Here is a 20260-nt window from a genome sequence, read left to right on the forward strand (position 1 = left end):
AAGCAAAAGTAAAGAGAGAATGGCGCATTTACCAGAAAGACTTTTAAGTGGTTACCAAAACTTTATAAACAATCATTTTTTATATAAAATAGCAGATTATCAGCAATTGGCGATTGAGGGGCAGAAACCTGAAGTTTTGGTCATTGCTTGTTGTGATTCGCGTGCAGTACCAGAAATGATCTTTGATGCTAAGCCAGGGGAAATTTTCACTCTGCGCAACGTGGCGAATGTGGTTCCTCCTTTTTCTCCTGATGACCAATATCACGCAACATCAGCAGCTCTTGAATATGCTGTGCAATTGCTTGAGGTGAGACATATTGTCGTTTTTGGTCATGCCCATTGTGGAGGCATTCGTACTGCTCTTAATGAGACATATAAATCTTTATTATCAAATGATTTTATCGGTCAATGGATCAGTCTTTTAGCACCAGCAGCAGAAATCGTTTTGAATAATAAGTCGCTGTCTTGGCCAGAAAAACAGACGGCATTAGAGCAGCTTTCTATTCGCCATTCGTTGAGAAATTTAGAGACGTTTCCGTGGATAAAGCTTCGCAAAGATCAAGGTTTTTTGACATTGCATGGTGTTTGGTTTGATATCTCTAGCGGAAAATTATGGAGCATGGAACAGGAAACAGGTTGTTTTATGCGTGTTGAAGTTGAAAGCTTTGAAGTATAGTATTTGTTGTTTTTATTTCTTCGTATAAAAAGATATTTTATGATAAAACTTGACAAAGCTGGGGTTTTATTGTTTGAAGGAGCAAGCTTTCAGTGACAAAATTAACTTGGAGCCACCGACTGAGACCCCAGTTTAAGGGTATAAAGAGATCTCAGAGGTCAACATCCGACGGCGCGATGCGTTCTCGGATGCTATTTTGGTTTGTTTGTTATGCAACAATGAGGTAAATGATGTTTGAATCCTTGCAAGAGCGACTTGGTTCTATCCTGTCTCATTTGACGGGACGTGGCGCTTTATCGGATCAGGATGTTGTAGAGGCGCTGCGTGAAATTCGTCGCGCTTTATTGGAAGCTGATGTTGCTCTTGATGTTGTGCGCTCTTTTACCGATAGAGTTCGGGAAAAAGCTGTTGGGGCCGAAATCGTTAAATCAATTAAACCAGGCCAAATGGTGGTTAAAATTGTTCATGATGAATTGGTTCATATTCTTGGAAATGAAAGCGTTCTGAGTGATTTAAATGCACCAGCTCCTGTTGTTATCATGATGACTGGTTTGCAAGGTTCGGGAAAAACAACCACAACAGCAAAGCTTGCAAAACGTTTTACTGATAAGCACAATAAAAAAGTTCTCATGGCGTCATTAGATACACGCCGTCCCGCTGCACAGGAGCAATTGCGCCAATTGGGAGAACAGGCAAAACTTGCAAGCTTGCCTATTATTGCGGGTCAGCTGCCCGTTGATATTGCATCACGTGCTGTGCAGGCTGCTAAATTGGGTGGTTATGACGTGCTTCTTCTTGACACAGCAGGACGTAATCATATTGATGAAGCTTTGATGCTCGAATTGGCTGAAATTAAAGCATGTTCCCTTCCTCATGAGATTATGTTGGTGGCTGATAGTTTGACGGGGCAAGATGCCGTTCATCTTGCTCGTTCTTTTGATGAGCGTGTAGGGATTACGGGGATTATTTTAACACGGATGGATAGTGATGGGCGTGGTGGTGCTGCTCTTTCCATGCGTGCTGTTACAGGTAAACCAATTAAAGCAATTGGAACTGGTGAAAAAATAGATGCTTTAGAAGAATTCCATCCCAGTCGTATTGCTGATCGTATTCTCGGAATGGGGGATATTGTTTCTTTGGTTGAAAAAGCTGCTGAAACAATGGATCACGAGAAAGCTGCTGCTTTTGCAAAAAAAATGCAAGCTGGAAAATTTGATCTGAATGATCTTGCAGAACAGTTGCAGAAAATGAAAAAACTGGGTGGAATGGGCGGTATTATGGGCATGTTGCCAGGAATGGGGAAGGTCAAAGAGCAGATTGCGGCTGCGGGGTTTGATGATCGTTTGTTTGATCGTCAATTGGCCATTATTTCATCTATGACACCCAAAGAGCGGGCGAATCCAGAGCTTTTAAAACATAGCCGCAAACAACGAATTGCTAAGGGGTCTGGTACGACAGCGGCTGATATTAATAAACTTTTGAAGATGTATCGCCAAATGGCTGATATGATGAAAGCCATGGGTGGTAAAGGAAAAAGTGGTTTTATGGGAAAAATGTTGGGAGGCCTTGGTTCCAAAATGGGTTTGGGTGGTATGGGAAACTTGGGAGGGGATTCTCCAGCTATGCCGGATTTGTCGGGATTGGATCCAAAGCAATTCTCAATGCTTCAAAAGCAAATTGAAAATGGTAATGGAGGGAAGCTCTTGCCCGGACTTCCTAAGCGTGGACCTACATTTCCTGGTCTTTCCAATGGCATTGTCGATGGGGGAAATTTTCCTCAGCATCCTAAGAAAAAATAAGATGTAAAGAGGGAAAGGAATATAATGCAGGAAACAGTATTAAACGAATTGGCACATTTACGAGCATCCATTGATAATTTTGATGCAACCTTGATTCATATCTTAGCAGAGCGATTTCGTTGTACGAAAGCTGTTGGGCGCTTAAAAGCCCGTTATGATTTGCCTAAAGTAGATCCTCTGCGTGAGCAATATCAGGTAGCGCGTTTGCGGCAATTGGCTATTGATAGTCATCTTGATCCTGATTTTGCTGAAAGATTTTTAAAATTTATTATTAAAGAAGTTGTGAGTCATCATGAAGTTATTGCTGAAGAGCAAAAAACAAAAAAAGTCAATTTAAACGAAAGCCAGAGATGACAATAGGAGATAAAATATGGCATTGAAAATTCGTTTGTCCCGTGGAGGTTCAAAAAAACGTCCTTACTATCATATCGTCGTTGCAGATGTTCGTAGTCCGCGCGATGGGCGGTTTCTTGAACGTGTTGGTGCATGGGATCCAATGTTGCCTAAAGATGGACCGAGGGTGAAACTTAATGAAGAGCGTATCCAATATTGGCTTGGGCAAGGGGCTCAACCAACAGATCGCGTTTTACGTTTTTTAGATGCAGCTGGCTTGAAAAAGCGTCCAACTCGTAATAATCCACATAAAGGTGAACCGGGTAAAAAAGCACAAGAACGTATAGCAGCAGCAAAGCAAGCGGCAGAAGAAGCAGCGGCAGCGGCTGAAGCAGAATCTGCTACAGCATAAGAAGCATGGTTGTTTAATCAACGTGTTTTTAAAAGCTTTAGAAAAATAAATATTATCCGTTTTTGTCTATCAAAAACGGATTTTCTTTAAAAAGCTGCTTGTTTAAATCGCGCTGGTTTTTTTAAATCAATGGTTTTAAAAATCAATGGCGCGGCCTTTAATTTCCCAGTCTCCATAGCGGGAAGGGTCTTTGCCGCCGCGTCCGCCGTTTTCTAAAGGTTGTTCTTTTTTTGTTGCGCGTTTTCGTCTTTCTTCAGCTTCTTTAAGGGCGCGTTGTGCTGCGGGAGAAAGAGATTGCTGTTTAATGACAGTTGCATTTTTTTTGCTTGTTTTCTCATCTTTTTTATTCATTTTACACCTATTCCATTGAAGAAGCAGAAAGAAAACACCATCATATAGTATTGATTGACTTTTATCATGGAGTTTTTTGAGTAATGAATATAATGCGTACAGCTATGCTTTTGGCTTTTTTAACTGCTCTCTTTATGGGAGTTGGTTATCTTGTTGGAGGGGGTGGTGGCATGGTCATTGCTCTTTTAATGGCAAGTGGTTTAAACTTTTTTTCTTATTGGAATTCAGATAAAATCGTTTTACGCATGTACGGGGCGCGTGAAGTTGATCAGCATTCAGCACCAGTTTATTATAAGATTGTAAGCGATTTAGCTAAAAAAGCTTCTCTTCCTCAACCAAAAATTTATGTTATTGAGAATGCACAGCCAAATGCTTTTGCAACGGGACGTAATCCGCAAAATGCAGCTGTTGCTGCAAGTACTGGGTTGTTAGAGCGGTTAAGCGCTGAGGAAATTGCCGGCGTTATGGCGCATGAGCTCGCACATATTGAGCATCGTGATACGTTAACAATGACTCTAACCGCAACGATTGCAGGGGCAATTTCAATGCTTGGTAATTTTGCTTTCTTTATGGGAGGACAGCGTAATTCTTCAGAAGATTCTCATGGCGCTGGGGCAATTGGAGGATTTATTGCATTGCTCGTGGCGCCTTTTGCAGCGATGCTGGTGCAAATGGCGATTAGCCGTACACGGGAATATGCTGCGGATCGTAGAGGGGCTGAAATATGTGGTAATCCTTTATGGTTGGCTTCGGCATTGCGTAAGATTGCTGATGGGGGACGTGGGGTATATAATGAAGAAGCAGAGCATAATCCAGCAACCGCGCATCTGTTTATTATTAATCCTTTGAGCGGTGAGGGAGCGGATAGTCTTTTTTCGACACATCCAGCAACTGCAAATCGTATCGCTGCTCTTTATCGGCAAGCAGAAGAGATGAAAGGGGCTCTTGCCAAAAGTGTGGGATGGAATAAAGAAGACGCTATACATGAAAAAAGCAGCGGGATGAACTATGGAGATTTTCATAGTGGTCAGGCTCATGTATTAGGTGAGAAAGAAAATAGTTCTTTTCAGCGCGTTACAAAACGTCCTTCTTGGCTTCGTTATGAAAATTCAAAAAGATCTCGTTCATAGAGTTATTGAGGGAGCTCTTGAGAAAACTGTGATATAAAGGTGGTGGTTTGAAACACAAAAAAGCGGGGCATGTGTCTGAAAAAAATGTTCCAGGATTAGCTGTTCGACAGGTGTGTGTGCGTCTTTTGGGGGCGGTAGTTGATAAGTACACGTCTCTGTCTGGTTTGACGGATAATGAACACGGACATCCACAATATTTGAAGCTTTCACAACGAGATCGTTTATTATGTCGGGCTATTTTAACAGCTTCATTGCGTCATCGAGGGCAGATTATGGCGGCTCTCTCACGCTTTTTGGCGCGTCCTTTGCCTTCACAAGCACTTTCACTTCAGCATCTTTTGCATATCAGTGTTGCACAAATTCTTTATCTTGATATTCCCGATCATGCGGCTATTGATTTAGCTGTGCGTGTGGCGAAACTTGATCCTCGAATGCGCCGTTTTTCAGGGGTGGTGAATGCTCTTTTGCGCAATGTTGCACGTGAGGCAGAGCCTTTACGTCAACAAGTTCCTACCATTGAAGGTGTGCCAGCGTGGTTTGGACAGCTTTTAATATCAGCTTATGGAACAGAAAAGGCACATAAGATTATCGCAATTCAAAGTGTGGAACCTCCTTTCGATTTGACAGTGAAATCTGATAGTGGTGGATGGGCTGAAAGGCTTGGCGGTGTGGTATTGCCCAATGGTTCTGTTCGATTGAAGCGTCTGGAGTGTTCTGTTTCTGATTTACCAGGCTATCGTGAAGGGTCTTGGTGGGTTCAAGATTTTGCAGCAGCTTTGCCTGCTTGTTTACTTGGGAGTATTGAGGGTAAACGCGTTGCTGATCTTTGTGCGAGCCCTGGGGGAAAAACAGCACAATTGGCTTTGCAAGGGGCTGAGGTGACTGCAATTGAGCTTTCTGCTAACCGCATAAAGCGTTTAAAAGAAAATATGGAACGGCTTCATTTTTCAGTTCACATTTGGCAGGGCGATGTGAGAAATTTCTATCCCACACAGCTTTTTGATGCGGTTCTTCTTGATGCTCCTTGTTCTTCTACAGGAACAATCCGTCGTCATCCAGATATTTTATGGACGAAATCGAGGGAAGATATCGTCAAGTTAGCGGCGTTGCAATATGATTTGCTTGTCGCAGCAATTTCTTTGGTGAAGGTAGGGGGGCGGATTGTTTTTTCCAATTGTTCATTGGCAAGAGAAGAAGGTGAAGATCTTATTGAGAAAATTTTATCGATACGCAATGACATTGTTTTAGACCCTATTTATCCAGAGGAAATGGGAGCACTGGAACATTTGCTTTGTGGGGGGATGTTACGGACAACGCCTGCGGATTTTTGTCATAAAAATTTTGATGCTGAGAAAACCGTATTTTTAGGAATGGATGGTTTTTTTGCTGCGCGCTTACGAAAAATTGCTTAATTAACGCTTCATTTACAAAAATGGTCGAAATTGTATTTGATTCAGCATAAATGGAGATGAAATTTTGGCGGTTGCGGTAAAAGCTCCTCAGGTAAAAGTGGCAGCCTGTATCGATACGATACAGAATGTTATGCGGCGTTTATGGGTTGGACCATTGTTTCGTTGGCGATTTTCAGGGTTTCGTCCTCATAAAATTTTAGCGCATCCCATGGATTTGCATGTAGCTGATCCGATGATGGCGCATGAATTTTATCATGGTCGTTTTGCTTTTGCTGGTCATATTGTTCATTCTGGTGCTATTTCGCCGTTTTCATTGGTTCCACCAACGCTAGAATGGGAAGCGGCTCTACATGATTTTCATTGGTTGCGCCATATGGAGGCAGCAGGAAGTGATTTAGCTTCTGCACATGCACGCTCTCTTTTAGAAGATTGGTTTGACCATGCTGGCAAGAAGGTAAAAGGGCTTGCTTGGAGTGATCCTGTTGTGGCGCGGCGCTTGATTTCATGGATTTGTCATTCGAAAATGTTGTTAGAAGGGGCAAGTGAGCGGTTTGAAAAACGCTTTTTGCGTGCACTTGGTTTGCAATTTCGTTATTTGCGCGTAACAATTTGTAGTATGGAGCACAATGATCAACGTTTACAAGCAGCAGTAGCTTTGACATTCGCATCTCTTGCTTTGCCTGTTTCTGCGGCAGTGAAAAAAAAGGTACAAACCACACTTATAGAGGAGCTTTCTCGTCAAATCCTAGTTGATGGTGGGCATATTTCCCGTAGTCCTGTTATTTTGCTGAATTTGTTATCGGATTTATTGTCGTTACGGCATCTTTTTATGCGTAGCAATGAAACAGCACCCCGTATTTTGATTGATTCTGTTGAGCGTATGTTGCCAGCTTTACGATTCTTTATCCATGAGGATCAAACGTTGGCCCATTTTAATGGGGTTGGTCCCCTTGTGTCGGAACGATTATCATCACTTTTGGAGCTTGATGAAACAGGAGGACATCCTTTTAGTTATGCCCGTTATTCAGGATTTCAGCGCTTAAAAGCCAATCAAACAACAGTGCTTGCAGATACAGGAAAGTTTCCACCCCGCTCTGTAGCACAGCAGGCTTGTTCGGGGTGTTTGTCTTTTGAAATGTCTTCACAAGGGCACCGTTTTATTATCAATACCGGTGTTAATCCTGATGGGCGGGAAGAGTATCGACATTTAGGGCGTGTTACTGCAGCTCATTCAACAGCTACGCTTAATGATTGTTCAGTGGGTGCTTTTTATCATAAAAAGAAAAATGGCGCGCCATTTTTGTTTGATGGACCAACAGATGTTCAAGTGTGCCGTATAGAGGATTCAGAGAAGACAGGTTTTATTGCGAGTCATAATGGTTATGTGCGACCCTTTAATCTTATTCATGAGCGTGGTCTTATTTTGGCGACAAATGGAGATACGATCGAAGGTTTTGATCGCTTTTTTATGCCAAATAAAGGGAGAAAGAGACACAAGAGTGTGCAAAATGAACAAAATTATGTTGCTGTTCGGTTTCATCTTCATCCACAAGTTGAAGTTAACTATGATGGCAAACGTGTGTGTTTAGCCGTAAAGAACGAGAACGTGAAGAGCGAACAAGTATGGTATTTTATATCGCCTGACGCAGATATTTGTCTTGAAGATTCGATTGATTTTGCAGAATTAACAGGTCCACAACGGACACAACAGATTGTTTTATATTTTCGTCCTGCATTTCAGGAAAAAGTTCGTTGGCGTTTTATCCGTAAAGCGTTTGATAAAAAATTAGAACATTGTTCCAACCCATAGTATATTGCGTTTTATTTTGCGTGTCGCAAAACATTATTGTTTATTGTGGTAATATTCTCAAAATTTGAAGATCATATCAATTTTATACATGAAGAGTTTTGTTAGAGTATGGGTTGGATGTTTTTAGGCAAGGTTTGCTCATAGAATCTCATGAGGTGATGCTAAAGGGATTGGCTTCAGAAAAAAAGGTTTTTGAAAGACCATTGTTGACAGATGAGTACTAGTTAAGGATTTTGATCCTTTAAAGATATGGAGAGAAAATTAAGTCGTTGCTTATCTTCGATAAGTTTTTAAGTGTGATGTTGGGATCAATATTTCTCTCTGAGAGAGTTGCATTAATAGGGCTACACTCCTCACGAAAAACAGAGCGCTATTGTATTGTATATTCACAGACTTATTTTAAAGAAAAATCCCTTAACGCTTCCAAGCTTATTTTGCGACGATGCCCGTGATGGGTATAACGGTAAATCCATTAAGCACCCCCCATCTTTATGCTTATGAAGGAGCAGTTCGGCACTATCACACTATTTATCAGTGTCTAATGTAACAACTCTTGGCACTAGAGATGGTTCATAAGAGGCATTTTTAGCCTTTTCTTAATAGTTTTTATCTACACAGGATTCCTCATGTGTAACGTGCAGGCGAGTGGTTTTGATTGATTCAACATACATAGATTTGAAATGGAAGAATTTTACGGTATTCGGAGTTCTAATTCAATATGAATAACGCTAAATTATCATTATAAATCAAATGTTGTATATCACAGAAGCACTGAAAATTTGAGAAACAATACATTACAATGGTCGAGAAAAACAACTCTTCTGCTCTTTGTTATTATACTAAAAATGAAGTTATAATAACAAACCACAAAATGCATGCTTTTTCATAGCAAAGCATTCTCTCAAATATTTCAAACAACTTTCATAAAGATTTACGCGAATAACGTCGTGCAATTGAATCAATATCACCTCGACAAATTCCAAGATCGCTGAGTTCATATGTTGAAAGACGACTTAACGCATTAACGGTTCGACGATAACGGCGCCAATTACTATAAAAACGTAGAATATTCATATCCTCTACTCAAACTTTTCATTACACTCTTTAGTTTAAGAATAGAGTATATTACTAAAAAGAGTTGTGTTATAATATCATAGCAGGTATGCATCTAATACAAGATAATGTCCCTTTAACATTTTTCTCATGCGAAAGGGTAACCATTAAAAATATCAGCAAGAACATCTTATCCCTAACCAATGGCTAAATTATGTGCATTTTCTGCGGTGATAAACTTCTTCACGTGTAGATTCTTTGGATTGAATAACTGCTTCCATTTCAATAGTTATCAATAGTTATACGATGATTATGAAAAATTCCTTGAAACATTTGTCTCATACGAAGAGGGAATCAGCAAAATTATTAATGGCGGAAGTGACGTGTTCCTGTAAAAACCATTGCTAAACCCTGTGCATCAGCAGCGGCGATAACTTCTTCATCACGCATGGAGCCTCCTGGTTGAATAATTGCTGTTGCCCCTGCTTCAGCTGCTGCTAATAAACCATCTGCAAAAGGAAAAAATGCATCTGATGCAACAACAGATCCTTTTGTAAGGGTTTCTGTTAAGCCTGCTCTTTGCGCACTTTCTGCTGCTTTACTTGCAGCAATTTTTGCTGAATCGATGCGGCTCATTTGTCCGGCTCCAATTCCAACTGTTGCGCTATTTTTCGCGTACACAATAGCATTTGATTTAACGTGCTTTGCTACACGAAAAGCAAATTGAAGATCACGCATTTCATCTTGAGTTGGTGCCCGCTTTGTCACTACTTGCAATTTAAGATCATCGACTACCACGTTATCACGTGATTGCACTAAAATGCCTCCCGCAAGTGTTTTCGCAAGAAGTCCTCCACAGCGTGGATCAGGAACTCCACCTGTAATGAGCAAACGAAGATTTTTTTTCTTGGCAATAATTTCACGTGCCGCCATTGTGGTATCAGGAGCAATAATCACTTCTGTAAAAATTTTAACAATCTCTTCAGCACATTCCTCATCAAGGGTTTGATTTAAAGCAACTATTCCACCAAATGCCGATACATTATCACACATAAGAGCTTTCAAATAAGCTTCTTTCAAATTTTCTCCTTCCGCAACACCACAAGGATTGGCATGTTTAATAAGAGCGACAGCAGCGGTTTTTTGCGGATCAAATTCTGCCACAAGTTCAAAGGCTGCATCTGTATCATTCAGATTGTTATAAGAAAGCGCTTTGCCTTGTAAAAGTTTTGCTGTTGCAATACCAAAACGTTTTTCATTATTGCGATAAAATGCTGCCTGTTGATGTGGATTTTCTCCATAGCGCATAACACTTTCAAGATGACCGGAAAAACTCTGCCACGATGGAGTTTCAATTTCTAAATCCCTTGCAAACCACGATGCTATTGCCGTATCATAAGCAGCGGTGTGTGCATAAGCGCGCATTGCTAGCTGATGACGCATAGATAAACTTAAACATCCATTATGCTGCTTTAATTCAGCTAGAATCGAATCATAATCTTTTATCGCTGTTACAACACCGGTATAAGCATAATTTTTTGCCGCGGCGCGAATCATCGCCGGTCCACCGATATCAATATTTTCAAGAATCGTTTGCCCATCGGCTCCCAATAGGATCGTCTCTTCAAAAGGGTAAAGATTCACCACCAAAAGATCAATTCCATGAATGCTGTTCTTTTCCATAGCTTCCCTATGGTTAGGATCTTCTCTTACCCCTAACAAAGCACCATGAATCAAAGGATGGAGTGTTTTTACACGCCCATCCATTATTTCAGGAAATCCGGTAACTTCAGCAACATCTTTTACGGGTAAACCAGCCGCTATGAGGGTTTTGGCTGTTCCTCCTGTTGAAATTAATTCAACATTGTAAGTAGCATGAAGGGCTTGTGCAAAAGCAACCACACCCGTTTTATCAGACACAGAAAAGAGAACACGACGAACCCGATGAAGATCAGGTATGGGAAAATTTTTGGCAACAACACCCATAACAGCAGCCTTAAAAATGAAAGAGTTAAAATTCTAGTAAAACACGCTTATACGTTTATAGCATAAGCCTTTAGCAAAATACACTGAAAGGATAAACTGTCTTTTTAGAATATAGGATGATTCACCTTTTTCTATTATCCTGTAAAAAACTCTCATTTGAGGTGTGGTGATAGGTATAAAAGTCTCATTGAGACATTAAATGTTTTTTTTGTTGCTTATAACTCAACATCTCATCTTCATAGCAGTTGTGAAACAAAAAATGCTTCCGTATATTCTCTGCTATATTAGCTTTTATACTAGATGAAGGCGAAAGTATTGCGTATATCAATTGGAGTAATCTCTGAAATGGGAAATAATCTAATGAAGCAAGAATATAAAATTATAAAGGCAAAAATGAGTTCTCATCTTTCCTATTATTTTTAAATTTGGCTTTATGTTTTTCAAAAGCGTTTATGACGATTTTTTGAAAAGTGTCGCGTAAATCTTTTGTGGATGGTATAAAGATCTATTGTATGCCTATGATCTTTAATTTAACAAAGGCGCAAGTTGGTAGATTTTATTCTCTTTATCAGTTTTCAAGATTCTAAAAATTTTTGTTACTTGAGATGGAAGAGGTATTTTTTTAGTTTTTTTGCCGTAGCAGAAAAAGAAAACCTCCTAACACACCAGCAGCTAAAATAAACCACGTGATTGCATAAACGAGATGATTATTTCGAAAATGAATAATCGTAAGACCAACGACGGGAAGATTTGCTTGTGGAGATGTTTTTCTGGCATCAATGAAATAAGGAGCAACAGTGGATAAACCAAGTTTTTGTGCCATAGCGGGGAGATCGCGCGTATACCATAAATTTTTGTCAGGATTATTTTTACGCGGGAAAAATCCATTTTTTTCACTCATGCGTAATAAACCTATAATCATTGTTTGTTCTGTGTCCGTGGTAGAATTTTGCTGAGATGAGGCATTTGTATGCGATTTCTCTGTGTTTTGAAAATTATTACGTTCATCCATGGGGATAAAGCCACGGTTGATAAAGATCAGTGTATTATCAGCAGTTTGTAAGGGAGTCAAAACCCAATAGCCTGTAGTATTTTGAGCGGCAGCAGTGACTAAAATATTTTTATCTGTTAAAAATTTTCCTGTGATAATAACAGGTTGATATTCATATTTTTCAAAAGTAACATCTGACCATTGATTTTTTGGAGGGGCTTTTATGGGGGGCAAATGAATGCGCTGATTAGCACTGGTGATAAGATTTGTTTTCCAGTTTAACCGTTGTACTTGCCATATACCTAATGCACTGAAGAGAAGAAAAAAACAAATACATAAAGTTCCAAATAAAAAAGAAGAAAAACGGCAAGAATTTCCCTGAAGCTTTGTCATGGGGGGGTCTTTTTTGCTCATGATTTGTGCTTCCTTTCGGGACAATAGGCTTTTATTCTAACATGGTATATATTAAAAGAAACATTTTGTACGCTTTTTGGCAGAATTTGCACGCCTTATTGAGGAAAAAGATGAAAAATGAGCCAACAAGAGATGAAAAAGGTTTTATAAAAGACTTGACCTTTTGTTGTCGACCCCCTATTAGAAAGAAACTTCCCAATGATGCCCGTTCAAGGTTGCATTGCGCGTGTTTTGCGTTCATTGTGTCCTTTGGGTATGGGGATTTGAAAGTTTCTTAGAGTTTAAGGGTGAAGTTTATGTCTCGTGCATGTGAATTGACAGGGAAGACGGTTCTGTATGGTAATAATGTTAGCCATGCGAATAATAAGACTCGGCGTCGTTTTTTACCAAATCTTTGCAATGTGACATTGATTTCAGAGGTGTTACAGCAAAGTTATCGCTTGCGTATTTCAGCAAATGCATTGCGTTCTGTTGAGCACCGCGGTGGTCTTGATGGTTTTTTGATTAAAGCAGACGATAAAGAGTTGTCGCAACGTGCGCGTTTGCTAAAACGCCAAATCATTAAGAAAAAAGCTGAGCAAGAAGGTGAGCAAAAGGCTGAACAGGCAGCATAATTGTTAGCGCCATTCTTTTTGGTTTATTAACGCTTTGATTTCGGTTTTCTGTTCTAGAAGTTAAGTTTTTTGCAGGTTGATCGGTTCATTTTATTGGTTCCATATCCCAGGTTAAAAAAATGTCTTCAAGCGGTCTTTTATTAGAACAGCAAAAGAAAAGGTATGTTGTTTTTTCTATTTTTGCAATGTGCCTTGCTGTCACGGCTTCTAATATTTTAGTTCAATATCCTGTCTATTGGTTTGATTTGAATGAGCTGTTGACTTACGGGGCTTTTACCTATCCATTTGCTTTTCTAATCAATGATTTGACCAATCGTTTTTATGGTCCATTTGCTGCGCGGCGTGTGGTTTATGCTGGTTTTTTTACGGGTGTCTTTGTTTCTTGGATATTGGCGACACCACGGCTTGCACTTGCTTCTAGTTTTGCATTTTTATTTGGGCAACTCCTTGATATTGTGGTTTTTACTCCTTTGCGACGTAAAACATGGTGGAAAGCACCTTTAGCAGCAGCGTTGGTTGGTTCAGCTTTGGATACAGTGCTGTTTTTTGCTCTTGCTTTTTCTAGCTCGTTTGCTGTTTTTGATAAGATAACAGGGTATGCAGATAGTTCACTGGTGGAGAGTACTGTTTTGGGAGGGATAGGCATGCCAGTTTGGCTATCGCTTGCTTTTGGTGATTTTTCGGTAAAAATTATTATGAGTCTGTTGATGTTGATTCCTTATGGGACAATTCTTAACATCGTAAAGCTTCCTCTTTATCAATGTCATTCAAAAGATGATTCCTCTTTTGTTTGTCACAAATAAGGATTTTTGTCTTTTTGTTTTCCTGAAGCCAAGAAAATTGTACGCTATGCTTGGTGTGACACGTTAGTTATAATGGATACTTTATCATTTACCAACTTAAGTAAGAACTCCAACACAAAACGCTTTTTTATTTCAAAATTCTCTTGTGAGGAAAAGATAAAGTCATTTGTTTGAGAAGGGGATAAATATGCTTTTTACAAATGATTCAATGTGACAGAAATTGCAACTGATGTTTATTAATAGATTGATTTAAAATGATAACTTATATTTTTCATTTGAGTGAAAGAGCCCAATATCATAAAATTTTACGCGTTTTAAATACTCTTATATTGAGTTAATAAAAATCATTTGCTTGCCTATGTTATAAGAGGAATTGGCGTGCGGACAACGTCATTTGAGAAAGCAATACTCTTATGAAGAGCTTTAATGTAATAGAAGTGCAATATTAGGCGCTGGAAGTATATTGATTTATCTTAAAAACATTGGAAGCTTGAAAGTAGGATTTTGCTTTTGGCTTGTAGCTTGTAAAGTAAAGGATGATTCTGGATTGTGCATTATGCCATATATGGGCGCTGTCGTGAAATAAGCTTGGAAGCAAGGAAGAATGTTTCTTTAAAGTAGGAGTGCGGATAAGATATATAATGGTATGTTCTTTTTCGTGAATGAAGTAATATTCTTTTTTTCGTGTTTTTCTTATATTTTATGTGAGTAAAGATTTTTTCTTTTATCTAGGAGATGGGAGCTTATGTTGATAGATCACCCGTGGTGAGTACTGTTTTGGGAAGGTTAGGGAACAGGTTGGCTTTCGCTTGCTTTAGCGATTTTTGCCGAAAAATTGCTATGAATCCATTTATGCCGATTCTTTTATAAAATAATTCTTAGTGTTTAAAATATCCTCTTTGGATGATTCTTCTTTTGCGTATAATAAATACAGCTTTTATCTTTTTGTGTTACTGAAGGTGAAAGTCTAGGCATTATATTTTCTGTGAGATCAGCACTTTAGAGCTATGTCTAGTGGAGATATTTTTCTATATACGTGTATTTAAATATAATGAATAACACAAGATCGAGACAAAAACGGGTAATTATTCAGTCTTTTAATTTGAAGGGCACTCTGGGATATGGACGTAAATGAAAAATTCCAAGAAAAGTTTTATCAGTCGCAATATAACCAGAAAGTAAAAACAAACTCATTACAATTTTTGAAGATGGTTGGAGCATTTCTTTTAGAATTCATAATGCATCCAGTAAAGTAGAAGCTTCTTTAAAGTTCGATATTCAATTTGTGGGATTATCTTCTCAGGTTGTTAGCCATCAAATTCCGATGGTTTAATGATAGAGATAATTTTTAAAATGTAATCGTTGCTGATTCAAGGCAGGTTTATTTCTTATGAATATGAGTCCTTTTATCACTAAAAAGTATTTCTAATTGTTTTGTTATGGCGTCGGCGAGTTCTTCAGCATTCATAATTGTTACAGCACGTTGATAATAACGTGTGACGTCATGACCAATTCCAATGGCAATGAGTTCGATAGGGGAGTGTGTTTGGATTTCTTGAATCACTGCGCGTAAGTGTTTTTCTAAATAATTGCTGGAGTTGACCGATAGTGTCGAATCGTCAACAGGAGCACCATCAGAAATGACCATGAGGATGCGACGTTGTTCACGCCGTGATAAAAGGCGTTGATGAGCCCAAATCAAAGCTTCTCCGTCGATATTTTCTTTTAATAATCCTTCTTGCATCATTAAACCTAAATTGCGTCGTGCGCGACGCCATGGGGTATCAGCACTTTTATAGATGATATGGCATAAATCATTGAGGCGTCCAGGATTATGGAGTTTGTTTTGGGTAAGCCATTGTTCGCGCGATTTGCCCCCTTTCCAAGTTTTGGTGGTAAAACCTAAAATTTCAACTTTGACACCACAACGCTCAAGAGTTTGTGCCAAAATATCAGCACAACTTGCAGCAACGCTAATGGGGCGTCCGCGCATTGAGCCAGAATTATCAATGAGGAGTGAAACAACTGTGTCCCGAAATTGGGTGTTGCTTTCCATTTTAAAAGAAAGGGGTTGCATGGGGTCAATAATTAGACGTGGAAGCCGTGTTGTATCAAGATATCCTTCTTCAAGGTCAAAGTTCCAGTTGCGATTTTGTTGCGCCATCAAGCGGCGCTGGAGACGGTTTGCTAAACGTCCAACGATGTTTTGGAGATGATTGATTTGCTTATCAAGATAACGGCGTAAGTGATCTAACTCGTTTTCAGAACAAAAATCTGTTGCTTCCAAAATTTCATCAAATTGACGGGTGAAGATTTTATAATTGCCAAGTCTTTCCATTTGTTCCGAATCAGAAAAAAGGTGTTTGGGTTTGCTCGGCTTTTCTTGCCAAGGTCCATTTTTTTGCTCGCCGTCAGCTTGATCATTGTTGTTTGATTGTGTCGCTTGTGTTTTTCCGTCATCTTGCACATCACTTTCTTGTTCAGTGCTGGTTTGTTCTTCACTTTGAGCGTGTTTTTTGTTTTTACTCTCTTCTTCTCTTTGGTCTTGAGGTTCACACGCATTTTTTAACTTTTTATTGTTTTCACTGTTAGAAGCTTCAGCTTGTTGCACTGTCATTTTGAGTGTAACAAGCATTTGGCGAACAATCTGTGCAAAAGCTTGTTGGTTGTAAATATGATGTGGGAGTTCATTGAGTTCTGCTGCTTTTTGTTCGAGTTCTTTACGCCACAATTCTAAGACAGAACCCGCTTCTCTTGGAGCTGCGCGCTTTGTTATTTTTTCACGCAATAAAAGTGCAATCGCTTCTTGGATGGGGGCTTCACTTTGGTTGCTAATTTTATGATAATGGGCTCTTTTGTATTTATCGGCGAGCATGACATCAAGATTTTTTGCAAGTCCCTCCATGGCTAAAGTACCAATTGCTTCAACACGTGTTTGTTCGAGGGCATCAAAGATAGCACGTGCTTCTGATTCTGGTGGAGAAAATTGCATGTGAATGCGGTTGTCATGCCATGCTTTGCGCAGAGCCATGGAATCACCTAGTCCGCGGGTAATAGTGATGTCTTTATTCGTTGCGTATTGAGGTAATTCTGGTAAACGCGCGCAACTTTCGCTTAAAGATGGTCGGTTATGACTAAAGGAAACTTCAAGGTTGTTTGTGCCTGCAATCGCACGCATACAGGTGGAAAGTGCTTTTTTTAAAGCTTCAGCATTAAGAGTGTTGTTGGAAGAATCTTTTGCCGGATTTTTGTTGTCGCCAATATCGGTAGCCATGAGTGACAGATTCCTTAAGGCGAAACACCATGAATGAGTGATTCGGGAAGCTCTTGTCCAAAGGCGCGTTGATAAAATTCTGCAACAGTGGCACGTTCGAGTTCATCACATTTATTGAGAAAGGTTAATCGGAAGGCAAAGCCGACATCTTGAAAAATTGTTGTATTTTCTGCCCAAGTAATGACGGTACGTGGACTCATGACAGTTGAAAGATCTCCATTGATAAAAGATTGGCGTACCATATCAGCAACATGAACCATTTGTGAAATTGTCTTTTTTCCCTCAGCCGTTTGAAAAGATTTGACCTTTGAACAAATGATATTAACCTCTTTATCATGGGGTAAATAATTGAGTATCGTAACAATAGACCAGCGGTCCATTTGAGCTTGATTGATCTGTTGGGTACCATGATAGAGACCGGTTGTATCACCAAGACCAATGGTGTTTGCCGTTGCAAAAAGACGAAATGCTGGATGGGGAGAGATGACACGGCTTTGATCAAGTAAGCTTAGTTTTCCAGAGGTTTCAAGAACGCGTTGGATAACAAACATAACATCGGGACGCCCCGCATCATATTCGTCGAAAACAAGAGCAATATTATTTTGATAAGCCCATGGCAAAATGCCCTCTTTAAATTCAGTGATTTGTAAACCATCTTTTAAAACGATAGCATCTTTTCCTACAAGATCGATACGACTTACATGACTATCAAGATTAATGCGAAGACAAGGCCAGTTAAGACGTGCAGCAACTTGTTCAATATGCGTTGATTTCCCTGTACCGTGATAGCCAGAAACCATTACACGGCGGTTAAAGGTAAAACCTGCGAGAATCGCTAAAGTTGTTTGCTGATCAAAAAGATAATCAGGATCGATATCAGGAACATGGGGACTTTTTGTGCTAAAAGCAGGGACTTTCAGATCTGTTTCAATATGAAATAGATCGCGAGCACAAAGTGTAATATCGGGCAAATTTTCAACGGTAAGATTTGTCATTATGTTTCTGGAAGGGAGAGGACGCTATTTATTCATTAGAAACGATACAAGAGTTAAAGTATTTATGCAATGCTCTATAATGAGAGCCTTAGATATTGAAGAAAGATTTTTTTACGTATTCTATAATGTTTTGCAAAAAAAGTAACATTTTGCGCAAATAATGATGGTCTAAATGAAAATAGACTCATATAAGCGCATGTTTTCAGCACAAACCAGACTTTTTTAGCAAATTGTAAGCATGTAAAACATCACGAAAGCGCTCTTCTGAAGCACGATTACCACCATTGGAATCAGGATGGTGCTTTTTTACCAACTCTTTATATTTCATTTTGATGTCTTCTGCTGAAGCGTTTGCCTGTAGTCCCAGTGTATCAAAAGCTTTTGCTTCTAAGGGCTTTAATTTTCGTGAGAACTTATTGTTTGAATGCTGCCCAGTAAAAAGCGTGAAGGGATCGCGCATGCGATTTTGATAGGCAGCTGTGCCAGAGCGAATCTTTGCATAATTCGCGGCTGTTTTTTTCGATGTACCATTGCTCAGATCTGTAGGCCATGTCGGACGATGTCCTGTGAGAGCATCCTTTTGAAATTTTGCGATATCTTTATTGCTAAGACCAGAGAAGTAATTAAAATTTTTATTATAGGCGCGTACGTGTTCAATACAAAAATATAAATATTGTCCTTCGTGATTTCGACCTGCTGGTGCTTTATGGGACCCTGTTTTTTCACAACCTTCCCACTGACACTGTTGTGCTTCTGGCTCAGCTTTTTGTTTTTTATTTGAGCTTATGCGAATTGAATCGAATAATTTAGATGTTATTGTCATATTATTGGTTTATGCAAAATTGATTAATTTTACAAGAATTGACTTTTGAAAAATTTGTTTTCACACTTATTCTATTATGAAAAGGTGTATTTTTGCACGTTCATTTTGTTTGAGGAATGAAAAATGTTTATAGAAACAATAATTCAGAGAAAGCTTCAGGATGCTTTTCATCCGCAAAAGCTTGAAGTGATTAACGAAAGTCATCTTCATGAGGGGCATCCTCATAATGAACATGCTTTTGATGGTAAAGGAGAAACACATTTTCGAGTGAAAATTTTATCTTCTTCTTTTTCTAATATGACACGCGTAGAAATACATCGAGCGATTTATAAAGTTTTACAAGAAGAGTTAGCTACTTGTGTTCATGCTTTGGCACTTGAGGTTGAAACACTCTAATTTTTTGATGAGACGTTTTTAGGAACGGGGATGGGCCTTTTGATAGATTTTTAACAAATGGTCTGTATCGACGTGGGTATAGATTTGTGTGGTGGAAAGACTAGCGTGCCCAAGAAGTTCTTGAATCGTGCGCAAATCTCCCCCCCGTGATAAAAGATGGGTGGCAAAAGAATGGCGCAGTGTATGAGGCGTTGCAGTTTCTGGTAAACCAAGGCTTGCTCGTAAGTTGCGTACAGTTTTCTGAATAATGGCGGGCTGTAGGGGACCGCCTCGCGCCCCACGAAATATGGGTTGGTTATCCAATAAAGGATATGGGCAACATTTGAGATAATTTTGTACAGCTTCGTAAACAATTTTGATGAGAGGAACAAGGCGTGTTTTGCCGCCTTTTCCTGTTATAAATAAACTTGTTTTTTTAGGATCAGAAAATTGTTCTGGTGTGAGGCTTAAGGCTTCTGATATTCGCATTCCACAGCCATAAAGAAGCATGAGGACAGCAGCATTACGAGCGCTAATCCAAGGTTCATTTTCCAGTTGATTTTCTTGTTTGACTATGTGAAGTGCTGATTTTATCGCTAAAGGTTTTGGGAGCAATTTGGGGTGTTTGGGGCTTCGGATAAGTTGAGCCGCCGGAACATTAACGATTCCTTCACGTGATAAGTATTTGAAAAAAGAACGGATGCCTGCCACCCCTCGGCTTAAAGAGCGCGCACTTACATTGTTTGTACGCCGATAAGCAAGATAAGCACGCAAGTCACTGATGCGTAAATGAGAAAGATCTGTAAGGGTTGGTGTATGATTTAAGTGCTGACAGAGAAAAGACAAAAATTGCCGCGTATCACGTTCATAGGCTTGCACTGTTTGTGCTGACATACGACGTGTTTGGGTAAGACACTCTAACCAATTTTTCCTTGCGTTTAAAATTGCATGGTCTGCTGGAATGAGAGGAATATTTTCATCTTTTCTCTTGTCGTTTTTGATAGGCATT

Annotated in this window: 18 protein-coding genes and 1 pseudogene; 11 read left to right on the forward strand and 8 right to left on the reverse strand. The window is 39.4% G+C overall.

Annotation, left to right across the window (positions count from 1 at the left end; translation table 11 throughout):
* The first annotated feature begins 19 nt into the window (after window positions 1–19).
* The 4 genes from ACFILT_RS04220 to rpsP all read left to right on the forward strand — a co-directional run bounded on the left by ACFILT_RS04220 (window position 20) and on the right by rpsP (window position 3220).
* Window positions 20–676, forward strand: a complete 657-nt coding sequence (locus ACFILT_RS04220) for a carbonic anhydrase (RefSeq protein WP_375612226.1) — start codon at window positions 20–22, stop codon at window positions 674–676.
* 230 nt (window positions 677–906) lie between these two features.
* The gene (gene ffh / locus ACFILT_RS04225) at window positions 907–2475 is read left to right on the forward strand and encodes a signal recognition particle protein (protein ID WP_375638445.1); all 1569 of its coding nucleotides are present in this window, start codon (window positions 907–909) and stop codon (window positions 2473–2475) included.
* A 24-nt stretch (window positions 2476–2499) separates the two neighbouring features.
* Window positions 2500–2829: a chorismate mutase gene (locus ACFILT_RS04230; protein ID WP_375679648.1), complete on the forward strand. Its 330-nt coding sequence runs from the start codon at window positions 2500–2502 to the stop codon at window positions 2827–2829.
* Window positions 2830–2845: 16 nt separating this feature from the next.
* Window positions 2846–3220 carry a 30S ribosomal protein S16 gene (rpsP, locus tag ACFILT_RS04235; RefSeq protein ID WP_375612227.1) on the forward strand — a complete coding sequence of 125 codons (375 nt, stop codon included), beginning with the start codon at window positions 2846–2848 and terminating at the stop codon, window positions 3218–3220.
* A 135-nt stretch (window positions 3221–3355) separates the two neighbouring features.
* On the opposite strand, the gene ACFILT_RS04240 is transcribed toward rpsP, so the two are convergent.
* Complete coding sequence (locus ACFILT_RS04240) at window positions 3356–3571, reverse strand: DUF1674 domain-containing protein (protein WP_375606032.1); 216 nt, start codon at window positions 3569–3571, stop codon at window positions 3356–3358.
* Between the two features lie 83 nt (window positions 3572–3654).
* Here ACFILT_RS04240 and htpX point away from each other — a divergent pair, with 83 nt between their 5' ends.
* The 3 genes from htpX (at window position 3655) to ACFILT_RS04255 (ending at window position 7923) form a co-directional block, all read left to right on the forward strand.
* A complete protein-coding gene (gene htpX, locus ACFILT_RS04245; RefSeq protein WP_375678676.1) occupies window positions 3655–4701 on the forward strand; it encodes a zinc metalloprotease HtpX in 1047 nt (348 codons plus the stop codon).
* 47 nt (window positions 4702–4748) lie between these two features.
* Entirely contained in the window at window positions 4749–6113 is a 1365-nt protein-coding gene (locus tag ACFILT_RS04250) for an RsmB/NOP family class I SAM-dependent RNA methyltransferase (RefSeq protein WP_375679649.1), read from the forward strand.
* A 64-nt stretch (window positions 6114–6177) separates the two neighbouring features.
* Window positions 6178–7923, forward strand: coding sequence for a heparinase II/III family protein (locus tag ACFILT_RS04255; RefSeq protein WP_375679650.1), 1746 nt, complete (start codon window positions 6178–6180; stop codon window positions 7921–7923).
* Between the two features lie 921 nt (window positions 7924–8844).
* On the opposite strand, the gene ACFILT_RS04260 is transcribed toward ACFILT_RS04255, so the two are convergent.
* The 3 genes from ACFILT_RS04260 to ACFILT_RS04270 all read right to left on the reverse strand — a co-directional run bounded on the left by ACFILT_RS04260 (window position 8845) and on the right by ACFILT_RS04270 (window position 12367).
* Complete coding sequence (locus tag ACFILT_RS04260; RefSeq protein WP_273790070.1) at window positions 8845–8997, reverse strand: DUF1127 domain-containing protein; 153 nt, start codon at window positions 8995–8997, stop codon at window positions 8845–8847.
* 345 nt (window positions 8998–9342) lie between these two features.
* Window positions 9343–10962 carry a bifunctional phosphoribosylaminoimidazolecarboxamide formyltransferase/IMP cyclohydrolase gene (gene purH, locus ACFILT_RS04265; RefSeq protein WP_375678673.1) on the reverse strand — a complete coding sequence of 540 codons (1620 nt, stop codon included), beginning with the start codon at window positions 10960–10962 and terminating at the stop codon, window positions 9343–9345.
* Window positions 10963–11584: 622 nt separating this feature from the next.
* Entirely contained in the window at window positions 11585–12367 is a 783-nt protein-coding gene (locus ACFILT_RS04270) for an SURF1 family protein (RefSeq protein WP_375679651.1), read from the reverse strand.
* Between the two features lie 296 nt (window positions 12368–12663).
* On the opposite strand from ACFILT_RS04270, the gene rpmB reads away from it, so the two are divergent.
* From rpmB to ACFILT_RS04285, 3 genes and pseudogenes are all read left to right on the forward strand, one after another.
* Window positions 12664–12981, forward strand: coding sequence for a 50S ribosomal protein L28 (gene rpmB, locus ACFILT_RS04275; protein WP_375612235.1), 318 nt, complete (start codon window positions 12664–12666; stop codon window positions 12979–12981).
* Between the two features lie 119 nt (window positions 12982–13100).
* On the forward strand, window positions 13101–13784 hold the full coding sequence (locus tag ACFILT_RS04280) for a VUT family protein (protein WP_375645287.1): 684 nt from the start codon (window positions 13101–13103) through the stop codon (window positions 13782–13784).
* Window positions 13785–14970: 1186 nt separating this feature from the next.
* A pseudogene (locus tag ACFILT_RS04285) lies at window positions 14971–15117 on the forward strand (HaeIII family restriction endonuclease); the annotation flags it as partial.
* 48 nt (window positions 15118–15165) lie between these two features.
* Here ACFILT_RS04285 and cobT read toward each other — a convergent pair.
* From cobT to ACFILT_RS04300, 3 genes are all read right to left on the reverse strand, one after another.
* Window positions 15166–17058 carry a cobaltochelatase subunit CobT gene (gene cobT, locus ACFILT_RS04290; protein ID WP_375678671.1) on the reverse strand — a complete coding sequence of 631 codons (1893 nt, stop codon included), beginning with the start codon at window positions 17056–17058 and terminating at the stop codon, window positions 15166–15168.
* A 14-nt stretch (window positions 17059–17072) separates the two neighbouring features.
* Window positions 17073–18053 carry a cobaltochelatase subunit CobS gene (cobS, locus tag ACFILT_RS04295; protein ID WP_375612717.1) on the reverse strand — a complete coding sequence of 327 codons (981 nt, stop codon included), beginning with the start codon at window positions 18051–18053 and terminating at the stop codon, window positions 17073–17075.
* A gap of 202 nt (window positions 18054–18255) precedes the next feature.
* The gene (locus ACFILT_RS04300) at window positions 18256–18876 is read right to left on the reverse strand and encodes a J domain-containing protein (RefSeq protein WP_375612239.1); all 621 of its coding nucleotides are present in this window, start codon (window positions 18874–18876) and stop codon (window positions 18256–18258) included.
* A 123-nt stretch (window positions 18877–18999) separates the two neighbouring features.
* Here ACFILT_RS04300 and ACFILT_RS04305 point away from each other — a divergent pair, with 123 nt between their 5' ends.
* The gene (locus tag ACFILT_RS04305) at window positions 19000–19272 is read left to right on the forward strand and encodes a BolA family protein (RefSeq protein ID WP_375612716.1); all 273 of its coding nucleotides are present in this window, start codon (window positions 19000–19002) and stop codon (window positions 19270–19272) included.
* A gap of 18 nt (window positions 19273–19290) precedes the next feature.
* On the opposite strand, the gene ACFILT_RS04310 is transcribed toward ACFILT_RS04305, so the two are convergent.
* Window positions 19291–20259: a tyrosine recombinase XerC gene (locus tag ACFILT_RS04310; RefSeq protein ID WP_375678670.1), complete on the reverse strand. Its 969-nt coding sequence runs from the start codon at window positions 20257–20259 to the stop codon at window positions 19291–19293.
* Window position 20260: the final 1 nt, after the last annotated feature.

Source organism: Bartonella sp. AP7XZML, assembly GCF_042195745.1.
Classification (GTDB): domain Bacteria; phylum Pseudomonadota; class Alphaproteobacteria; order Rhizobiales; family Rhizobiaceae; genus Bartonella.

Coding starts and splice junctions, on each gene's coding strand:
- ACFILT_RS04220 (WP_375612226.1), top strand. CDS start 20: ATGGCGCATTTACCAGAAAGACTTTTAAGTGGTTACCAAAACTTTATA.
- ffh (WP_375638445.1), top strand. CDS start 907: ATGTTTGAATCCTTGCAAGAGCGACTTGGTTCTATCCTGTCTCATTTG.
- ACFILT_RS04230 (WP_375679648.1), top strand. CDS start 2,500: ATGCAGGAAACAGTATTAAACGAATTGGCACATTTACGAGCATCCATT.
- rpsP (WP_375612227.1), top strand. CDS start 2,846: ATGGCATTGAAAATTCGTTTGTCCCGTGGAGGTTCAAAAAAACGTCCT.
- ACFILT_RS04240 (WP_375606032.1), bottom strand. CDS start 3,571: ATGAATAAAAAAGATGAGAAAACAAGCAAAAAAAATGCAACTGTCATT.
- htpX (WP_375678676.1), top strand. CDS start 3,655: ATGAATATAATGCGTACAGCTATGCTTTTGGCTTTTTTAACTGCTCTC.
- ACFILT_RS04260 (WP_273790070.1), bottom strand. CDS start 8,997: ATGAATATTCTACGTTTTTATAGTAATTGGCGCCGTTATCGTCGAACC.
- purH (WP_375678673.1), bottom strand. CDS start 10,962: ATGGGTGTTGTTGCCAAAAATTTTCCCATACCTGATCTTCATCGGGTT.
- ACFILT_RS04270 (WP_375679651.1), bottom strand. CDS start 12,367: ATGAGCAAAAAAGACCCCCCCATGACAAAGCTTCAGGGAAATTCTTGC.
- rpmB (WP_375612235.1), top strand. CDS start 12,664: ATGTCTCGTGCATGTGAATTGACAGGGAAGACGGTTCTGTATGGTAAT.
- ACFILT_RS04280 (WP_375645287.1), top strand. CDS start 13,101: ATGTCTTCAAGCGGTCTTTTATTAGAACAGCAAAAGAAAAGGTATGTT.
- cobT (WP_375678671.1), bottom strand. CDS start 17,058: ATGGCTACCGATATTGGCGACAACAAAAATCCGGCAAAAGATTCTTCC.
- cobS (WP_375612717.1), bottom strand. CDS start 18,053: ATGACAAATCTTACCGTTGAAAATTTGCCCGATATTACACTTTGTGCT.
- ACFILT_RS04300 (WP_375612239.1), bottom strand. CDS start 18,876: ATGACAATAACATCTAAATTATTCGATTCAATTCGCATAAGCTCAAAT.
- ACFILT_RS04305 (WP_375612716.1), top strand. CDS start 19,000: ATGTTTATAGAAACAATAATTCAGAGAAAGCTTCAGGATGCTTTTCAT.
- ACFILT_RS04310 (WP_375678670.1), bottom strand. CDS start 20,259: ATGCCTATCAAAAACGACAAGAGAAAAGATGAAAATATTCCTCTCATT.